The organism is Leptodesmis sp. (assembly GCF_052746595.1).
On record NZ_JBRAGO010000051.1, the window covers coordinates 1 to 15,190 of the forward strand.

At 50.3% G+C, this 15,190-nt stretch carries 13 protein-coding genes and 2 pseudogenes; 12 read left to right on the top strand and 3 right to left on the bottom strand.

All coding sequences use genetic code 11. The annotated features are described in order from the left end of the window. The first annotated feature begins 45 nt into the window (after positions 1 to 45). Both ACUVQO_RS12490 and ACUVQO_RS12495 read left to right on the top strand, forming a co-directional pair. Positions 46 to 996: an ABC transporter ATP-binding protein gene (locus tag ACUVQO_RS12490; protein WP_445926203.1), complete on the top strand. Its 951-nt coding sequence runs from the start codon at positions 46 to 48 to the stop codon at positions 994 to 996. Between the two features lie 207 nt (positions 997 to 1,203). Further along, positions 1,204 to 2,790, top strand: coding sequence for a hypothetical protein (locus ACUVQO_RS12495; RefSeq protein ID WP_445926204.1), 1,587 nt, complete (start codon positions 1,204 to 1,206; stop codon positions 2,788 to 2,790). A 122-nt stretch (positions 2,791 to 2,912) separates the two neighbouring features. Here ACUVQO_RS12495 and ACUVQO_RS12500 read toward each other — a convergent pair. Continuing rightward, positions 2,913 to 3,235 (bottom strand): annotated as a pseudogene (locus tag ACUVQO_RS12500) (small RNA NsiR4-regulated ssr1528 family protein). A 318-nt stretch (positions 3,236 to 3,553) separates the two neighbouring features. Between ACUVQO_RS12500 and ACUVQO_RS12505 the strand changes: the two are divergent. The 8 genes and pseudogenes from ACUVQO_RS12505 (at position 3,554) to ACUVQO_RS12540 (ending at position 11,369) form a co-directional block, all read left to right on the top strand. Continuing rightward, positions 3,554 to 4,822, top strand: coding sequence for a metallophosphoesterase family protein (locus tag ACUVQO_RS12505; protein WP_445926205.1), 1,269 nt, complete (start codon positions 3,554 to 3,556; stop codon positions 4,820 to 4,822). A gap of 447 nt (positions 4,823 to 5,269) precedes the next feature. Further along, positions 5,270 to 5,512 carry a hypothetical protein gene (locus ACUVQO_RS12510; RefSeq protein WP_445926206.1) on the top strand — a complete coding sequence of 81 codons (243 nt, stop codon included), beginning with the start codon at positions 5,270 to 5,272 and terminating at the stop codon, positions 5,510 to 5,512. Positions 5,513 to 5,576: 64 nt separating this feature from the next. Beyond that, positions 5,577 to 7,742: a S8 family peptidase gene (locus ACUVQO_RS12515; RefSeq protein ID WP_445926207.1), complete on the top strand. Its 2,166-nt coding sequence runs from the start codon at positions 5,577 to 5,579 to the stop codon at positions 7,740 to 7,742. Positions 7,743 to 7,878: 136 nt separating this feature from the next. Then, complete coding sequence (locus ACUVQO_RS12520) at positions 7,879 to 8,091, top strand: DUF4118 domain-containing protein (RefSeq protein WP_445926208.1); 213 nt, start codon at positions 7,879 to 7,881, stop codon at positions 8,089 to 8,091. A 57-nt stretch (positions 8,092 to 8,148) separates the two neighbouring features. Next, positions 8,149 to 8,415: a hypothetical protein gene (locus tag ACUVQO_RS12525; RefSeq protein ID WP_445926209.1), complete on the top strand. Its 267-nt coding sequence runs from the start codon at positions 8,149 to 8,151 to the stop codon at positions 8,413 to 8,415. 43 nt (positions 8,416 to 8,458) lie between these two features. After that, entirely contained in the window at positions 8,459 to 9,895 is a 1,437-nt protein-coding gene (locus ACUVQO_RS12530; RefSeq protein ID WP_445926210.1) for a PAS domain-containing protein, read from the top strand. After that, positions 9,892 to 11,055 (top strand): annotated as a pseudogene (locus tag ACUVQO_RS12535) (histidine kinase dimerization/phospho-acceptor domain-containing protein); the annotation flags it as partial. The gene ACUVQO_RS12530 and the pseudogene ACUVQO_RS12535, both read left to right, overlap by 4 nt. A gap of 128 nt (positions 11,056 to 11,183) precedes the next feature. Further along, a complete protein-coding gene (locus ACUVQO_RS12540) occupies positions 11,184 to 11,369 on the top strand; it encodes an ATP-binding protein (protein WP_445926231.1) in 186 nt (61 codons plus the stop codon). A gap of 108 nt (positions 11,370 to 11,477) precedes the next feature. On the opposite strand, the gene ACUVQO_RS12545 is transcribed toward ACUVQO_RS12540, so the two are convergent. Then, positions 11,478 to 12,209: a rhomboid family intramembrane serine protease gene (locus ACUVQO_RS12545; protein ID WP_445926211.1), complete on the bottom strand. Its 732-nt coding sequence runs from the start codon at positions 12,207 to 12,209 to the stop codon at positions 11,478 to 11,480. Positions 12,210 to 12,587: 378 nt separating this feature from the next. Between ACUVQO_RS12545 and gcvT the strand changes: the two genes are divergently transcribed. Together gcvT and gcvH are read left to right on the top strand one after the other, a co-directional pair. Beyond that, positions 12,588 to 13,703, top strand: coding sequence for a glycine cleavage system aminomethyltransferase GcvT (gcvT, locus tag ACUVQO_RS12550; protein WP_445926212.1), 1,116 nt, complete (start codon positions 12,588 to 12,590; stop codon positions 13,701 to 13,703). A 127-nt stretch (positions 13,704 to 13,830) separates the two neighbouring features. After that, entirely contained in the window at positions 13,831 to 14,220 is a 390-nt protein-coding gene (gene gcvH, locus ACUVQO_RS12555; protein ID WP_445926213.1) for a glycine cleavage system protein GcvH, read from the top strand. Positions 14,221 to 14,297: 77 nt separating this feature from the next. Here gcvH and ACUVQO_RS12560 read toward each other — a convergent pair whose 3' ends face one another. Further along, on the bottom strand, positions 14,298 to 15,119 hold the full coding sequence (locus tag ACUVQO_RS12560) for a squalene/phytoene synthase family protein (protein WP_445926214.1): 822 nt from the start codon (positions 15,117 to 15,119) through the stop codon (positions 14,298 to 14,300). Between the last annotated feature and the right edge of the window lie 71 nt (positions 15,120 to 15,190).

Sequence of the window (15,190 nt, forward strand, 5' to 3'; positions counted from 1 at the left end):
CGAGAGGTTAGGCTAGCTGATAACTTTGTCTGAGGGGCAACCCCTATGGTTAAAGAACTGGCCATTCGCACCCAGGATTTGACGAAGCAATTCGATCGCCAAATTGCGGTTCATCAGGTCGATCTGCATGTTGAGGTAGGAGAGGTGTATGGGTTAATTGGCCCAAATGGAGCCGGAAAAACAACCCTGATTCGGATGCTGGCAGCGGCAGAAGAACCCACCCTGGGCGAGATTTATATCAATGGTGAACAGTTGCGGCGCGATCAGGATAACGTCCACCTGAAACGACAAATCGGCTACCTGCCCGATGACTTTCCGCTGTACGACGACCTGACCGTTTGGGACTACCTGGAGTACTTTGCCCGCCTGTATCATCTGCGGGAACCCCGTCGCAGTCAGCGGTTGCGGGAAGTTCTGGAGTTAGTGCAACTGACTCATAAGCGCCAGAGTACGATCGCAACCCTATCCAGAGGGATGAAACAGCGACTCAGTTTAGCCCGCACGATTATTCACGACCCCCTGGTCTTATTACTGGATGAACCCGTATCGGGCCTGGATCCGATCGCCCGCATGCAATTCCGCGAAATTATCAAAGTTTTGCAGGAAGCTAAAATGACGATCTTGATTTCCTCCCATGTCCTCAGTGACCTGGCAGAATTGTGTACTTCGGTCGGCATTATGGAACTGGGGTACCTGGTGGAAAGTGCCTCTTTGCAAGCCCTGTACCAGCGTCTCAGCCGTCAACACATTCTGCTAACCACACTGGGTAATGTAGACCCCTTAATGGCCGAGTTGCGTCAGCATCCTCAGGTGGAGCAGATTGAGCTATTGCCAGGAACTCAGCGCTTGAAAGCCTACTTTTCGGGTGATCAGAAAGCCAGTGCAGACTTACTGCGATCGCTGATTGCTGCAGGAATTCCGCTCACCGAATTCCAACCCATTCATGATGATCTGGAAACCATCTTTCTCAAACTCGGCCACCAACAAACGTCTTAGGGAGTTAAGAGTTAAAAGTTGAGAGTTAAGAGTTAAATCAAGTCCAGCTAGAAAACTGGAGCTTTCCCCTAGAAAAAAGTACGGGTCTGGACTTGGGCCAGGTTTAAAGGCTAATAATTACTGCCCAAACTATTCTTCACTCTCAACTTCCTAATTCTTTACTCTCAGCTTTTCACTTTCAACTCTCAACTCTCCGGAGGGACAACCATGATTCCCAACCTACTACTGCCTTTGACCGACTCAAATCCTCAGTTTTTTCGAGAGGTGAAAGGTCGGTTTAAGCCTAAAAACATTGGTATCGCGATCGCTGGATCGTTAGTGGCTCAAAGTATGCTGCTGCTATTTATGTGGATGGCGCTGCCGTCATCGATCAAAGATGCATATAATCGCTATTGCCTCTCTCAAGGTAGTTACTATGAGCGGCAATGTGTTTTAGATGCGGCTGGCAACCTGCTGATCAATTGGCAGCTTTGGTGGTTTGATTTGTTTTCAATTCTTAGTTGGGTAGTGCCATTTCTACTGCTAGTGGGTGGTGTGTACCAACTGATTGCTGACCTGGCAAAAGAGGAGCGGCGGGGTACTCTCAACTTCCTGCGCCTCAGTCCCCAAACCAGTCAAAGTATCCTGATTGGCAAGTTGCTTGGGGTGACTTTAGTACTCTGGTTGGCTGCGATCGTCGCCGTGCCATTACACCTCTGGTCGGCGGCTGTTGCTGCAGTGTCAACTCCGGCAGTACTTTCCATTTATTTAGTCACCTTGATGACCTGTGGTTTGTTTTATACAGGTGCTGTTCTGTATGCGCTGTTAGGGAAAGCGCAAGCCTGGTTGGGAGCAGGGGGAGTTTGGTTTGGCTACAGCATCATGTTTTTGGCCTGGCAAAGCACTGGTGAGTATGCAACAGGGCGCTTATACCTGGGGCCACAGAAATGGTATTTTCTGTCTATCAATCAAAGTTTGCTCTGGAGTGTACTGTTTGCGAGCATGATCTGTGTTCTAGGTGCCCTGGGACTCTGGAAAGCTATCAACCGACGGTTTTGCAATCCTAGTTCAACTCTGATCAGCAAGCGTCAGAGCTATATTATGACGTTGGGGTTTGAGATCTTTTTGTTAGGGTTTGCCGTTCGCTATATAGACAAAGACTTCTTTTATCTTATTCCTGATCTGATCGGCTTCATGGTTGGAAATACAATCTGGTTTTTAGCATTGATGGTGGCTCTCACACCTCAGCGTCAAGTCCTCTTAGACTGGACGAGATACCGTCAGAACCATGATTTTCAGTATCAGCCACGTCAACGATCGCTCCTGCGAGATCTGATCAGTGGCGAAAAGAGTCCGGCACTGGTGGCGATCGCCCTTAATCTACTAATTTCTGTTGCCATTCTGACTCCCTGGATCATCAGTTGGGGAGATACTGAACTGAAAACCACTGCATTTTTAGGATTGCTATTTAGTAGTTTGTTTATACTAATTTGTGCAACGCTGATTCAATCGACCATGATGATTAAGTCTCACAAGCGAACAATTTCCCTCGCTATTCTGTTGGGACTGCCTGTCGTCATTCTGCCCGTCTTTCTATTGATATTCAGATTTAACTTGAACAGTCATCAAGCACTGCTTTGGCTTTTCTCTGCCTTTGCTCTGCCCGGTTTGGTAAATGCGTCTATTCAGGCGATCGCCTTTGGTCTACTGGCTCATATTGCTACCCTGGCAATTCTGATGACTCACGCTACCCATCAACTGCGACAGGCTGGAAAATCTGAATTGAAAGCACTATTGGCACAGCGACAAATTTAGACAATTTGCAAGGGAAAAATATGAACCCTGTAGGGGCGCAGCAGTCGGCAGATAATCTCTGGTTAGTGTTCAAGATGAGTCTCCGACTGCTACGCCCTTTGCATATTTACAGTGGAACCAATCTATTTTCCCCCGTAATAGAAAGCAATTTCCTTCTCCTTCAAAGGAGCAAAATCTGCTGTAATCAGCATCTGGTTTAATTCATCCTGGGAAATGTGCTTGGCTCCAATCCAGACAATCCGCGATCTCATCGTATTACTGACCCCACTGCGTTGCCGTCCGGCTTCCAGGGCCATCACTTTTTTGTAAAGACTAGCTTGGCGGATAGTATGGGTGTACCATCAAAATCAATTCCCTGCGCGATCGCCACATCGATCGTATTGGCACCAACGTTACTTGGGGAAGAACTGGCTTCAGAAGACATAAAGGGATCTCGCAAACTCATCCTTGTCCAACTCTAAGATCTAGATTCCGTTGATAGAAAAGCTCCAGCTTCCTAGCTGGATCTGGTTTAACCAGGGTATTCTATCAAGGCAACACTGAAAAAACTTAAAATTGCTTTTCAGAGTGGGCGGTTAGGATTTGGAGGTAATGAGACGGTCGATCGCCTCCTGTCAGAAGGATGAGCAGACATCAGGGTGACCATTGAGCGCTAGGTGCCTATCGCCGAGCTGCAGGCTGAAACAATGGATCGACAGGCCGCAACAGTTGATCACTTGATCACAAGCGTGGACAATTTGCTGAAACAGTGGATGGATGAACGATGCCTAGCTTTCTTCATATTGCTGACATTCACCTGGGGTTTGATCGCTACGACAGCAAAGAGCGCACCCTGGATTTTTTTCTGGCATTTCAGGATGTGTTACGGAAATATGCGATCGCTCAATCCGTTGATTTTGTCTTGATTGCAGGCGACTTATTTGAACATCGGGCGCTACAGCCCAACATCCTGAATCAGGCCAAGCTGTGTTTACAGGAACTACAGGAGGTGGGCATTCCGGTCATTGCGATCGAAGGCAACCATGATAATCGTCCTTACGGCACAAAGACCAGTTGGTTACGCTATCTCGCGGAATGGTACAACCTGATTCTGCTGGAACCAGGGGATTCTGCCAGCGGAGAACTGATTTACGAACCCTGGGACTGGGAAACGCGGCAGGGGGGATATATCGACCTGGACTGTGGTGTGCGCGTGATTGGTTCCAACTGGTACGGAGCTTCTGCCCCCAGAGCGATCGCCCAACTGGCCGCCTCTATTCAGCAACTCCCACCTGGCCCAGACCACACGATCATGCTGTTCCACCACGGACTAGAAGGGCAGATCGCCCGCTATCAGGGAGCCTTAAATTACAAAGATCTATTACCCCTGCAAGCAGCCGGAGTGGATTATCTGGCGCTGGGGCACATTCACAAGAACTATGAAGAGCAGGGCTGGATCTTTAATCCCGGTTCTCTGGAAGCCAACAGTATTGAGGAAAGCCGTTACAAACGGGGGGCTTATTTAGTTGAAATCAGTTCCGATGGCATTCGAGCCGAGCTGCAGCAGGAGTACTACCAACGTCCTGTTGTGTGTCTGTGTCTGAAACTGCGGGGGCAGGAGAGTCTGGAAGAAGTGCAGGAAGCAGCGATCGCCGAAATTCAGCAAGCGATCCAGGCAGGTCAATTAATTCCTGCTCAGGCTCCGATCGTTGAATTACGGATCGAAGGTCAGGTGGGCTTCGATCGTCTGGAACTGGACACTCGCAAACTGCAGCAAGAGTTGAAACAACTCAGCAACGCCCTGATCTTTCTGTTGAAATATGATGTGGATTCTGTCGAGTACGCCACTCCTCTGGCCGATGATGCCAGTCGGTTGCAGATCGAACAGGAAGTATTCACTGATTTCTTGACGGCTCATAACACTTACAAGAAACAGGCCCAAAAACTGGCCCAAGGCTTGATTGATCTGAAAGATCAGCAATTAGAAGGGCGATCGGAAGCAGACCTCTATGATTTTGTCCAAACTCTGCTAGATTTCAACATCAGTGAGTAGGTTATTTTGCCACCAACCTCATGCAAAATCATCAGGCCAAAAGCCAATATCGTATTCCCTACCCGCATGCAAAATTGCCAGACCAAAAGCCAAAAGCCTAGTGCTTCAGGGCCATACCCACCCACAAAAGATTTATTAAGAAAGTCAAGAGTGTATCAGAAAATCCCTTATTATTGCTACGGCAACTGTTGAGTAAAATTTGCTGACAGATTCTGCATCAGTGACTCTGCATCAGTGGCTCTGTATCAGTGGCAATGATAGTGAAAGTGATAATTGATGCGCTATCTTTCTAGACTCACAGTATTAATTATTACAGTTGTCCTAGGGATTATCGCTTTAATTCTTTATTTATATCATCTGAATTCTGCTAGCTCAACTTTCCTGGTTGCGAAGGAGTCTACTTCGGTGTCTTCTGATTATTCTCAAAGGCTTGCGCCTAATGTACGAATGCAGTTGAATCAGGTGCCTGCTACGGAGAATCCTCAGGTAGAAATTCTGGTGCGGATTGCTGGCACATTAGAGTCTGGTCAGCGATCGCAATTAGAAGCTGCGGGTATGCAAATTCGTGGGCTGATGGGGGAAATTATTGTGGGAGTCATTGATCTGCGTCAAATTCCTCGCATCGCTGAACTTGAGTTTGTCCGCTACATTGAGCTATCCAGTCCTGTCTATCCTCACTCCTCACCGTAGGCATTCTCAATTCCACTCTCGATCGATCAATTCTTCAATCAATTCACCAGTTCTGAGGTAATCCATGAGTAAACTTGGTTCCCGTCTAAAGTTCCTGCAACAGCAACCTGAGAGCATTTTGCCTCAAGTTGCAGCCTTACGTCAGTTTGTCAGCCTCTCCACCGATACCCCCACCCCCACCGTTGAAGTGCTGATGCAATACACGGGCGATGCTACAAATTTGAGCCGTTATGGCTTTGAACTGCAAACTCAAATTGGGCGGGTGGTTGTCGGGACAGTCCCCCTTGCCCGTCTGCCGGAACTGGAAGCCCTAACCGATGTGCTGCGCGTTGAAGCCGCCACGCCAATTCAGCCCACTCTGGATGTCAGCCTGCCAGAAAGCCGCGTCACGCCGTTGCATACGGGTAGTCCTGCGATTAAGGGAGCAGGAGCGATCGTGGGCGTAATTGACACGGGCATCGACTATACCCACCCCGCCTTTCGCAAACCCGATGGCACCACTCGCATTCTGGCGATTTGGGATCAGAATTTGCAACCTGTATCCGGGGAAGGCAACCCCAAAGGCCCGCTGTATAACTATGGCGTGGAGTACAACAAAGCGGACATTGACAAAGCATTGGCTAGCAGTAATCCGTTTGCGATCGTCCGTCACCGGGACAGAAGTAGTATGGGAAACCACGGGACTCACGTTGCTGGGATTGCAGCGGGCAATGGACGACCTGGCAATACTTACGTCGGTGTCGCACCGGAAGCAGACATGATTGTGGTGGCTACCCAATGGACCGATGCCTCTATCCTCACAGGGGCCAGCTATATCTTTGATAAAGCCACCGAACTGAATCGCCCCGCCGTGATCAATATGAGCCTGGGTGGACACAGTGGCCCCCACGATGGTACCAGTACCTTTGACACGGGGCTAGATCAACTGCTGGGAAGATCCGGACGAGCGATCGTCGTTTCAGCCGGAAATGAAGGCAGTGACAACATTTATGTCACTGGTAGCGTTAGAGGAGGAGGACAAGCAACAATCCGACTGAATGTTCCTCAACGGGATCTTCAGGATAACTATGTTGAAATCTGGTATTCTGGGGCCGCTAAAGTAGGGATTACTGTCACCCCACCAAATGGCACTCCCAGCGCAGTTATTCTGGCTGATACCAACGATTTTCGGACACTCGATTTTGCCAATGGCAACCGCGTCTGGGTCATCAATACCAAAAATCCGATTAACCAGGATTACCAGATCCTGCTGGTGCAACAGCGAGGAACCGCTCAGTCGATTCAAGCGGGAGCCTGGACACTGACCCTGAGAAACACCTCATCTGTAGACACCCGCTTTGATGCCTGGATTGTCACTGGAGGGAATGAAGTCTTCCCCACCTTTGAAGGTGCCCAGCGGCAGGGAACGGTCGGCACTCCGGGTACAGGTAAAGGAGTAATCACCGTTGGCTCTTATGTCACCAAGTTGGGCGGCAGTTCGACCACTCAGGGACAAATTTCAGTGTTTTCCAGTGCTGGCCCTACTCGCGATGGCCGCTTAAAACCAGAAATTTCAGGGCCAGGGGAAATTATTGTCGCTCCCCAACCCAACAACCAGTACCAGGCGAAACAGGGAACCAGTATGTCCAGTCCTCACATCGCTGGGTTAGTGGCGCTGATGTTTCAACGCAATCGCAGTTTAACCCAGACCCAGATCAAAGATATCTTGACTAAAACCGCACGCAAGGATGCCGCTACAGGTGCAGTACCAAATCAAATTTGGGGGTACGGCAAGATGGATGCCAAGGCGACTGTAGATGCCGTTGCCCTGCCCCAATCAATCTCGGTGCCAGTCTACGAATTTCATGCCAGTAATGCCCAGGGGCAGTACCGCTTCTTTTATTCCCGCAATCCCAATCCGACCGACGGCTGGGTTCGCAGTGGACGGCAGTTTCCAGCGTTTGCAGAGCAGGCGGATGGCACCGTGCCTGTCTATCGATTTTCGGCCAGTAGTCCCTGGAGATTTCGATATTCGCGATCGAGCACCGCGGGGGGTGAAGGCTGGCACAATGATGGAATTGCCTTTTATGCCTATCCCAGTAATGGCCAGGGTCGCCGTGCTGTTTATCAGTACTCGCCAGAAAACCCATCTCCCCAAAATCCCTGGCGATTTCGCTACACGATAGAATCGAAAGTGGCCGATCCGGGCTGGCGGAACGATGGGATTGCATTCTATATTCCCAATGCGTAAGGGCAGGTTTTCATTTTTGGAGCAGTGGTGGCTGAATGCGGGTGGTTAGCTTTGTGGATGGGGTCGAATCTCTGGTCGCCTGGTTCGTATATCGTCTGCTATCGCTGAAAGCTCAGAACTATGAGATCTAACAGCAATGGTGCAAACCGTTCGTTCTCCACTTCTGTGTTATGGCATTGCGATTCTGGCTGTGGCGATCGCGATCGGGATCAAACTGCTGATTGAACCCTTCGTCCAGGTTGAAGCTCCCTTTCTGCTCCTGTTTGCAGCCATCATGGTCGCGGCTTTGCTGGGGGGTAGAGTGTCAGGCGCTGGGGCAACGGTATTAGCGGCGGTAGCCAGCAATTAATTCTTTTTTTCCCTCTTCGCCTTTAAGTTCAATCTGGGAGCAACGCTGCAACTGATTTTGTTTGCCCTAGAAGGTCTACTCGTCACTCAGGTGATTGTGGCGCTCGCGAATACCCGCAGGCGGATTCAACTCAGTCAGGAAGCGCTCTACAATGCTTATGCTGATCTAGAACAGCGAGTTCACGATCGCACCATCCAGCTTTCTCAAGCAAATCAGCAACTGCAGCAGCAAATTGCTGAACGCGACAAATGGAACAGGCACTGCGGGAGAGCGATCGTCGCTTTCGGGCTATTTTCAATCAGACCTTTCAGTTCATTGGCCTGATGCAACCGGATAGTACCCTGATCGATTCTTCGATAGTGCCTCCATGATGATGGGGATCGTGGAACTAGTTGGCGATGACATTCTCCATATCATGGACAATGTTGCAGCCGGACGTTTTTGGGGAATTGATCCGGCTCATCTCAAACAACGGTTGGCCAGTGAGATCGGCATCCCCAACGATAATATTCAAATTTGGGTAAACCGCTACCGGGAAGCAGAATGTTCCCAGACCCCCGTTCGGTTTGAGTATTCCCACATCACTGCAGAGGGGCAGCAATTCTGGTTATCCGCCACGGTTTGTCAGATTCCTGGTCATTTTGCTGATCGCCCCCGGTTTGCCTACATCGTGGAAGACATCAGCGATCGCAAACAGGCCCAGCTTGAACTGGAAAAAACGCAAGTCACTCTCCGGGCTTCCAGCGATCGACTGCGAGGTATTATTGATGGCAGTCACGATCTGATCGCCGCCCTTGACCTGGAATTTTGCTTCATTGCCCTGAACCGTTCTTATCGGCGGGAGTTTCAGCAAATCTTTGGACGGTATGTGAATGTGGGCATGAGCCTGATAGAAACCCTGGCCCACATCCCAGACGAACAAGCAAAGGCAGTCGCCCTCTGGTCACGAGCTTTACAAGGTGAGGAGTTTACCATCGTTCAGGAATTGGGGGGAAACCGGACTCGCCAGACCTACGAAATTACCTTCAGTTCCATTCGCAATGCTCAGGGAGAGTTAATTGGCGCTTCTCACATCATGCGTAATGTGACGGAGCGGATTCGAATTGAGGAAGAAATTCGCCGATTAAATGCGGAACTGGAGGAGCGGGTACAACAACGAACCACCCAACTGGAAGCCATCAACCGGTTACTGGAACAGGAAGTGCGCGATCGGCGAGCCGCAGAGGGAGAACTAGCCAAAAGTGAACAGCAATTTCGCCTGCTCACAGAATCCATGCCACAAATCGTCTGGACGGCTACTCCAGAAGGGACAGTTGATTACTATAACCAGCGCTGGGCAGAATATACTGGCATTCCAGTAGAGCAGGGACAGGGGTGGGGGTGGCAACCTGTTCTACATCCTGACGATGAGCAACACACGCTGGAAAACTGGGCGGAAGCTTTAAAAACTGGAGAATTATACGAGTGTGAACATCGGCTGCAACGGGCCGATGGCAAGTTTTGCTGGTTTCTCAGTCGAGGCATGCCCCTCAAAGATAGTCAGGGACAAATTATCAAATGGTTTGGCACAGCCACAGACATCCATGAGCAAAAGCAAGTTCAGGACGATTTAAGGGAAAGCCAGGAACGTTTCTGCCAGTTAGCAGAAACCGTGAAGGATGTCTTCTGGCTTCTGGATACCGAAAAGAAACAGATTTTGTATGTGAGTCCGGCTTATGAGGAAATCTGGGGCCGTTCTCGTGAGGATTTGTATGCTCACAAAGATGATTGGCTCCAGGCGATTTATCCTCAAGATCAGGAGTGACCGCGGACCATTTTTTAAATCAAGCGGAAAGCTGGGAAGGATTTGATCAAACCTATCGGGTGGTGCGTCCGGATGGGAGTGTGCGCTGGGTTCGCAATCGCGGCTTTCCTATCTATAATGCCGCCAACCAGATTTACCGAATTGCGGGCTTGGCAGAAGACATCACCGAACGCAAGCAAATTGAAGCTGAACTGCAAACCCGTGTCCTGCAACAGGCGGCGATCGCCACCCTGGGACAACGCGCCCTTGCTAGCACCGACCTGAATCAATTAATGGAGAGAACTGTCCAGTTAACGGCCCAAGCCCTGCAAGTCCCCTATTGCAAAGTTTTGCAGCTACTCCTTGATCGCCAACATCTATTGCTCCAGTGGGGCGTAGGTTGGCCAGCAGACTTACTGGGACAGGCCACCGTTCCTACCGCTCCCACCTCCCATGCCGGATATACCCTGTCTATTCGAGAGGCTGTTGTGGTCAATGATTTGCCACACGATCCTCGCTTTACAGGTCCTCCCTTGCTGCACCAGCAGGGAATTGTCGGGGGAATTGCTGTCGCGATCGCAGGTAATCCTCAGCCCTTTGGCGTTCTGGCAGTTCATACCACTCGCCCCCGCACCTTCACCCAGGATGATGTCAACTTCCTGGTCGCCATTTCCAATATCCTGGCAGAAACAATTCAGCGCCAACAAGCCAGAGAAGCTTTACAGCAACAGTCGATCGAGTTACAGCGAGCGAATCGGTTGAAGGACGAGTTTTTGGCGACCATCTCCCACGAACTGCGTACTCCCCTCAATTCCATGATGGGTTGGGCCAAACTGCTGCCCACGCGCCAATTTGATGCTGCCACCACGGCACGAGCGATCGACTCCATTTCCCGCAACACTCAAACCCTGGCTCAACTGGTCGAAGATGTTCTGGATATGTCCGACATTCTCACCGGGCAACTCAAATTGCAAATGGCCCCCGTCGATCTCACCCTGATTACCGAACAGGCGATCGCCTCTCTGGATTTGGCCGCTCAAGCCAAAAAGATCGAAATCAACCTGCATTCCACCCTCACCACAGAAACTGTTTTGGGAGATGCCACCCGCCTGCAACAAGTCGTCTGGAATTTGTTATCCAATGCCATCAAATTCACTCCGACCAGCGGACGAGTAGACGTGCAATTAGAAAGTATCGATTTCTCTATTTTAAGTTCTCAGTCAGACAACCCAACTGAAAACTCAAAACTCAAAACTCCTATGTTCGCCTCACCGTCACTGATACCGGCAAAGGCATCTCCCCCGAATTCCTGCCCTTCGTATTCGATCGCTTTCGCCAGGAAGATGGTTCCATCACTCGCTCTCAGGGAGGATTGGGCCTGGGACTGGCGATCGTCCAGTATCTCGTAGAACTTCATGGCGGCACCATTCAAGCGGCCAGTCCCGGCATGGAGCAGGGTGCGACCTTTACGGTTTTGCTGCCGATCGCTCAATAAGCAGTGAAAAGTTGAGAGTTAAGAGTGAAAAGTTAAGACTTTTTTGAACCCCCCATCAATGCTGCCTTCACCCTAGTCTTAACTCTTAATTCTTAACTCTATAACGCTCTACCCTACTTCCGACGGCGGCTGTAATTGTTCACCAGTAACCGATCCTACGTCCCGACGGATACCCAGCAGGAGGGCTAACACAGCTCCAAAGAAAAAGCCGCCAGCGTGTGCCCAGTAAGCAATCCCGCCGCTTTCCATGCCAATATTGGTTTTTACTTCCAGGCTGGCGTAGCTGTAGAGAGCCTGCTGCAAAAACCACATGCCTAAGAAGATGAAGGCAGGCACGCGGAAGGGGAAGAAGGAAATCAGGGTGACAATTTTGGCAAAGGGGAAGCGGACGATATAGGCACCCATGACTCCCGCGATCGCGCCACTGGCTCCCAGGGAGGGAATGCTGGACAGGGGAGAAAACCACCACTGGGCCAAAGCTGCCAGAACGCCGCAGGTGAGGTAAAAGAACAGATATTTTAAGTGCCCCAATTCTTCTTCCACGTTATTGCCAAAAATCGATAGAAACAACATATTTCCGGCCAGATGCAACCATCCCCCATGCAGAAATTGGGACGTGATCAGAGTCGAGAGTTCGGGTAATGCTCCCCGCGCTCCTGGGGTTCCCTGAAAACTGGCCGTCAGTTCTGATGGCACTACAGCCGCATGGGAGAAAAATTGCAGCAACGCCTGGGGTGGTAAGGACGCTTCAAATAAAAACACCAAAACGTTGATACCAATTAAGAGATAAGTAACGTAAGGTGTAGTCCGTGTAGGATTTTCGTCACCAATAGGAAACATAGCTTTTGTAAGTGAGAGATGGGCTACAAACCAGGTTCAAGATACAAACCAACTCTTTTTTCCAACAGCTTAATGGTTCCCCTTCTGTGAAAGCCCTTCTGAAAGAAAAGTATATAAACCTTGTCCAAGTCCAGAACCGGAGTTTCTCTGATCGGAAAACGGCCGTTCTCTAGCTGATCTTGGTTTAAGTATCTGGCGGTTAAAACCGCGACTACACTCACCCAGTCTGCCGACGCAGACTCAATACCATCAAGGTTTTCAGTAGTCTGCGTCGGCAGGTTTTCTCCGGATAGCCGCGACTTCAGTCGCCAGGGTGACAACGAGACAGGCCTTTAAAACATCCTCTAAGATGAAGGGTGTTCCTTCTCAGGCAGAATTGTGACTGATTCTTCTCAACCCCTGGCCCGTACTCCCCTTTACGATCTTGAGATCGCACTGTTTGCCCGTATGACTGAGTTTTCTGGTTGGGAGATGCCTGTTCAATATAGCGGTATTACCCGTGAACATCAGGCCGTGCGAACATCTGCAGGAATGTTTGACATCTCCCACATGGGCAAGTTCCGCTTAAAGGGTAAAGATGTCTTGAGCCAGATTCAGCCGCTAGTACCCTCAGATCTCTGTCGTCTGCAGCCTGGAGAAGCCCAATACACCGTGCTGCTGAATTCGGAGGCAGGCATTATTGATGATTTGATTTTCTATTACCAGGGACAGGATGCAGCAGGAAATCAACAATGGGTCGTGATTGTGAATGCCGCTACCACCCAGAAGGATAAAACCTGGATGCTGGATCATCTCGATCGCAATCGGGTCGATTTTCAGGACTACTCCTTACATAATGTTCTGATAGCGGTACAGGGGCCAAAAGCCGTAAGCCACTTGCAAGCCCTGGTTGCAGAGGATTTATCAGGTGTGAAATCGTTTGGCCATTTGGAAGGAACCGTGCTAGGAAAACCAGGATTTTTAGCGCGAACAGGCTACACCGGAGAAGATGGCTTTGAGGTAATGGTCCATCCTGGCGTAGGAGTAAAACTTTGGCAGGCACTTCTGGCTGAAGGAGTAGTGCCCTGCGGCTTGGGCGCACGCGATACCCTACGATTGGAAGCCGCAATGGCGCTCTATGGACAGGACATTGATGAAACGACCACCCCCCTGGAAGCTGGGCTAGGCTGGCTGGTACATCTGGACAGCAAGGGAGAGTTTATCGGCCGATCGCGCGTGGAACAACAAAAGCGGGACGGTGTCACTCGCCGCCTCGTCGGGTTGCAGATGCAGGGCCGCAATATTGCCCGTCATGGCTATCCGGTTCTAGCAGATGGAAAGGTCGTTGGGGAAGTCACCAGCGGCACCCTATCGCCAACTTTAGGAGTTGCGATCGCCCTCGCCTACGTCCCCACCGAACTCTCTAAACCCGGCCAGACCCTCGACGTAGAAATTCGCGGCAAAACCTACCCCGCCACCGTCGTCAAAAAACCCTTCTACCGTCGCCCCAAGTAACCCAATCCCCCATCCCCGATCTCTGATCCCCGATTCCCATCCCCATCCCCCCTATCCCCAATCCCCAACTCCCCTGTACCCTGTAGAAGTACCTTAATTCAGCCCCTTGCAATTTCAGAGGACGACTATGGCACTGGATTATCCTGAAGATTTGAAATACCTGGACACCCACGAATATGCACGGCTGGATGAAGATCTGGTGACGATCGGCATCACCGCCTTTGCCGTGGATCAGTTGGGTGACATTGTGTTTTTGGAATTACCCGAAATTGGGGATACCGTCGAAAAAGGTGAGAAATTTGGCACGATCGAGTCTGTGAAAGCCGTGGAAGATTTAAACTCCCCGGTTACAGGCACGGTGGTAGAAGTCAACACGCCCCTTACAGATGCACCGGAACAGATTGCAGATGATCCTTACATCCAGGGTTGGTTAATCAAAGTTCGCATTGATGATCCCAGCGAATTAGAGGATACGCTGTCTGCAGATGAATATCGAGCACAGGTAGAGGGTGAATAAATCTCCTGGAGGGGCGGGTTTCGTTCAAGAATCTGCTATGTAAATAGGCGTTCTAGGTGTCCCCCCGCCCCCTGCCCTTAAACAGGGGTACTGCTTAATTGCTTGACCAGATCCATCACCGTACTGCGGCTTAATTTTGCTTCACCCTGAGACAGGGCATCGAGTGTGGCATGGGCGAGGGCTAAAGGAATCCGGCAGAAGTCCAAGGCAGGGCCAAGGCTCAGAGCCGCAGTATATTCATCGGCCATCCGCAAATTCTCACGGGCATAAGTGTGCATTTGCTCATCGCTCCATCCTTGAGGATAGAAATCCACTCCACGAGTCAGATCTTCAGCATGGTTCCGTAAGATATTAACAGCTTGCAAACCCCGTCCAAAGCCGATTGCCTGGGTACGACTGGTTTGGGTGTTGTCATACCAGGCCCATAGGTCGGATAACAGCAGACCGACGGCCCCAGCTACGCCAAATGTATAACGATCAAGGTCAGCTTTATCTTTAATCTGCCAGTTGATGCAGGCCCAATACGCCATGCGATCGGCCATAGCAGCAGTAGCATCCCAAATGCGGGGCGCGATCGTGTCCGGGGCTAATAAGGCCCATTCTCCAATACGCAGGGAAACCTCGGGTAGCAACTCCTTGTAATCGCTCAATGCAGTGGACAGATCACTCGCCTTCATTTCATGGGTGCCAGCCTGTAAGGTGAGGCTAATGATCTGCAGTAGTTTTGCTTTCAAGGCATTGTCAAGAGAGGGATGATCTTCAATTTCATCGATCGCCCGCATACACAAATAGCCAGAAGCAACGGCTTCCTGCAACCCAGACGGTAAGCGACTAATAGGAATATAAAACGTCCGACTGGTCTCTTCCAAAACCTCTAAAGCACTTTTGCATAACTGCATTGATCCACTCCTCTAAGTCACTACACCAGATTGGCTCTAACTATACAGCAATCCGTTTTTAATACCCCATT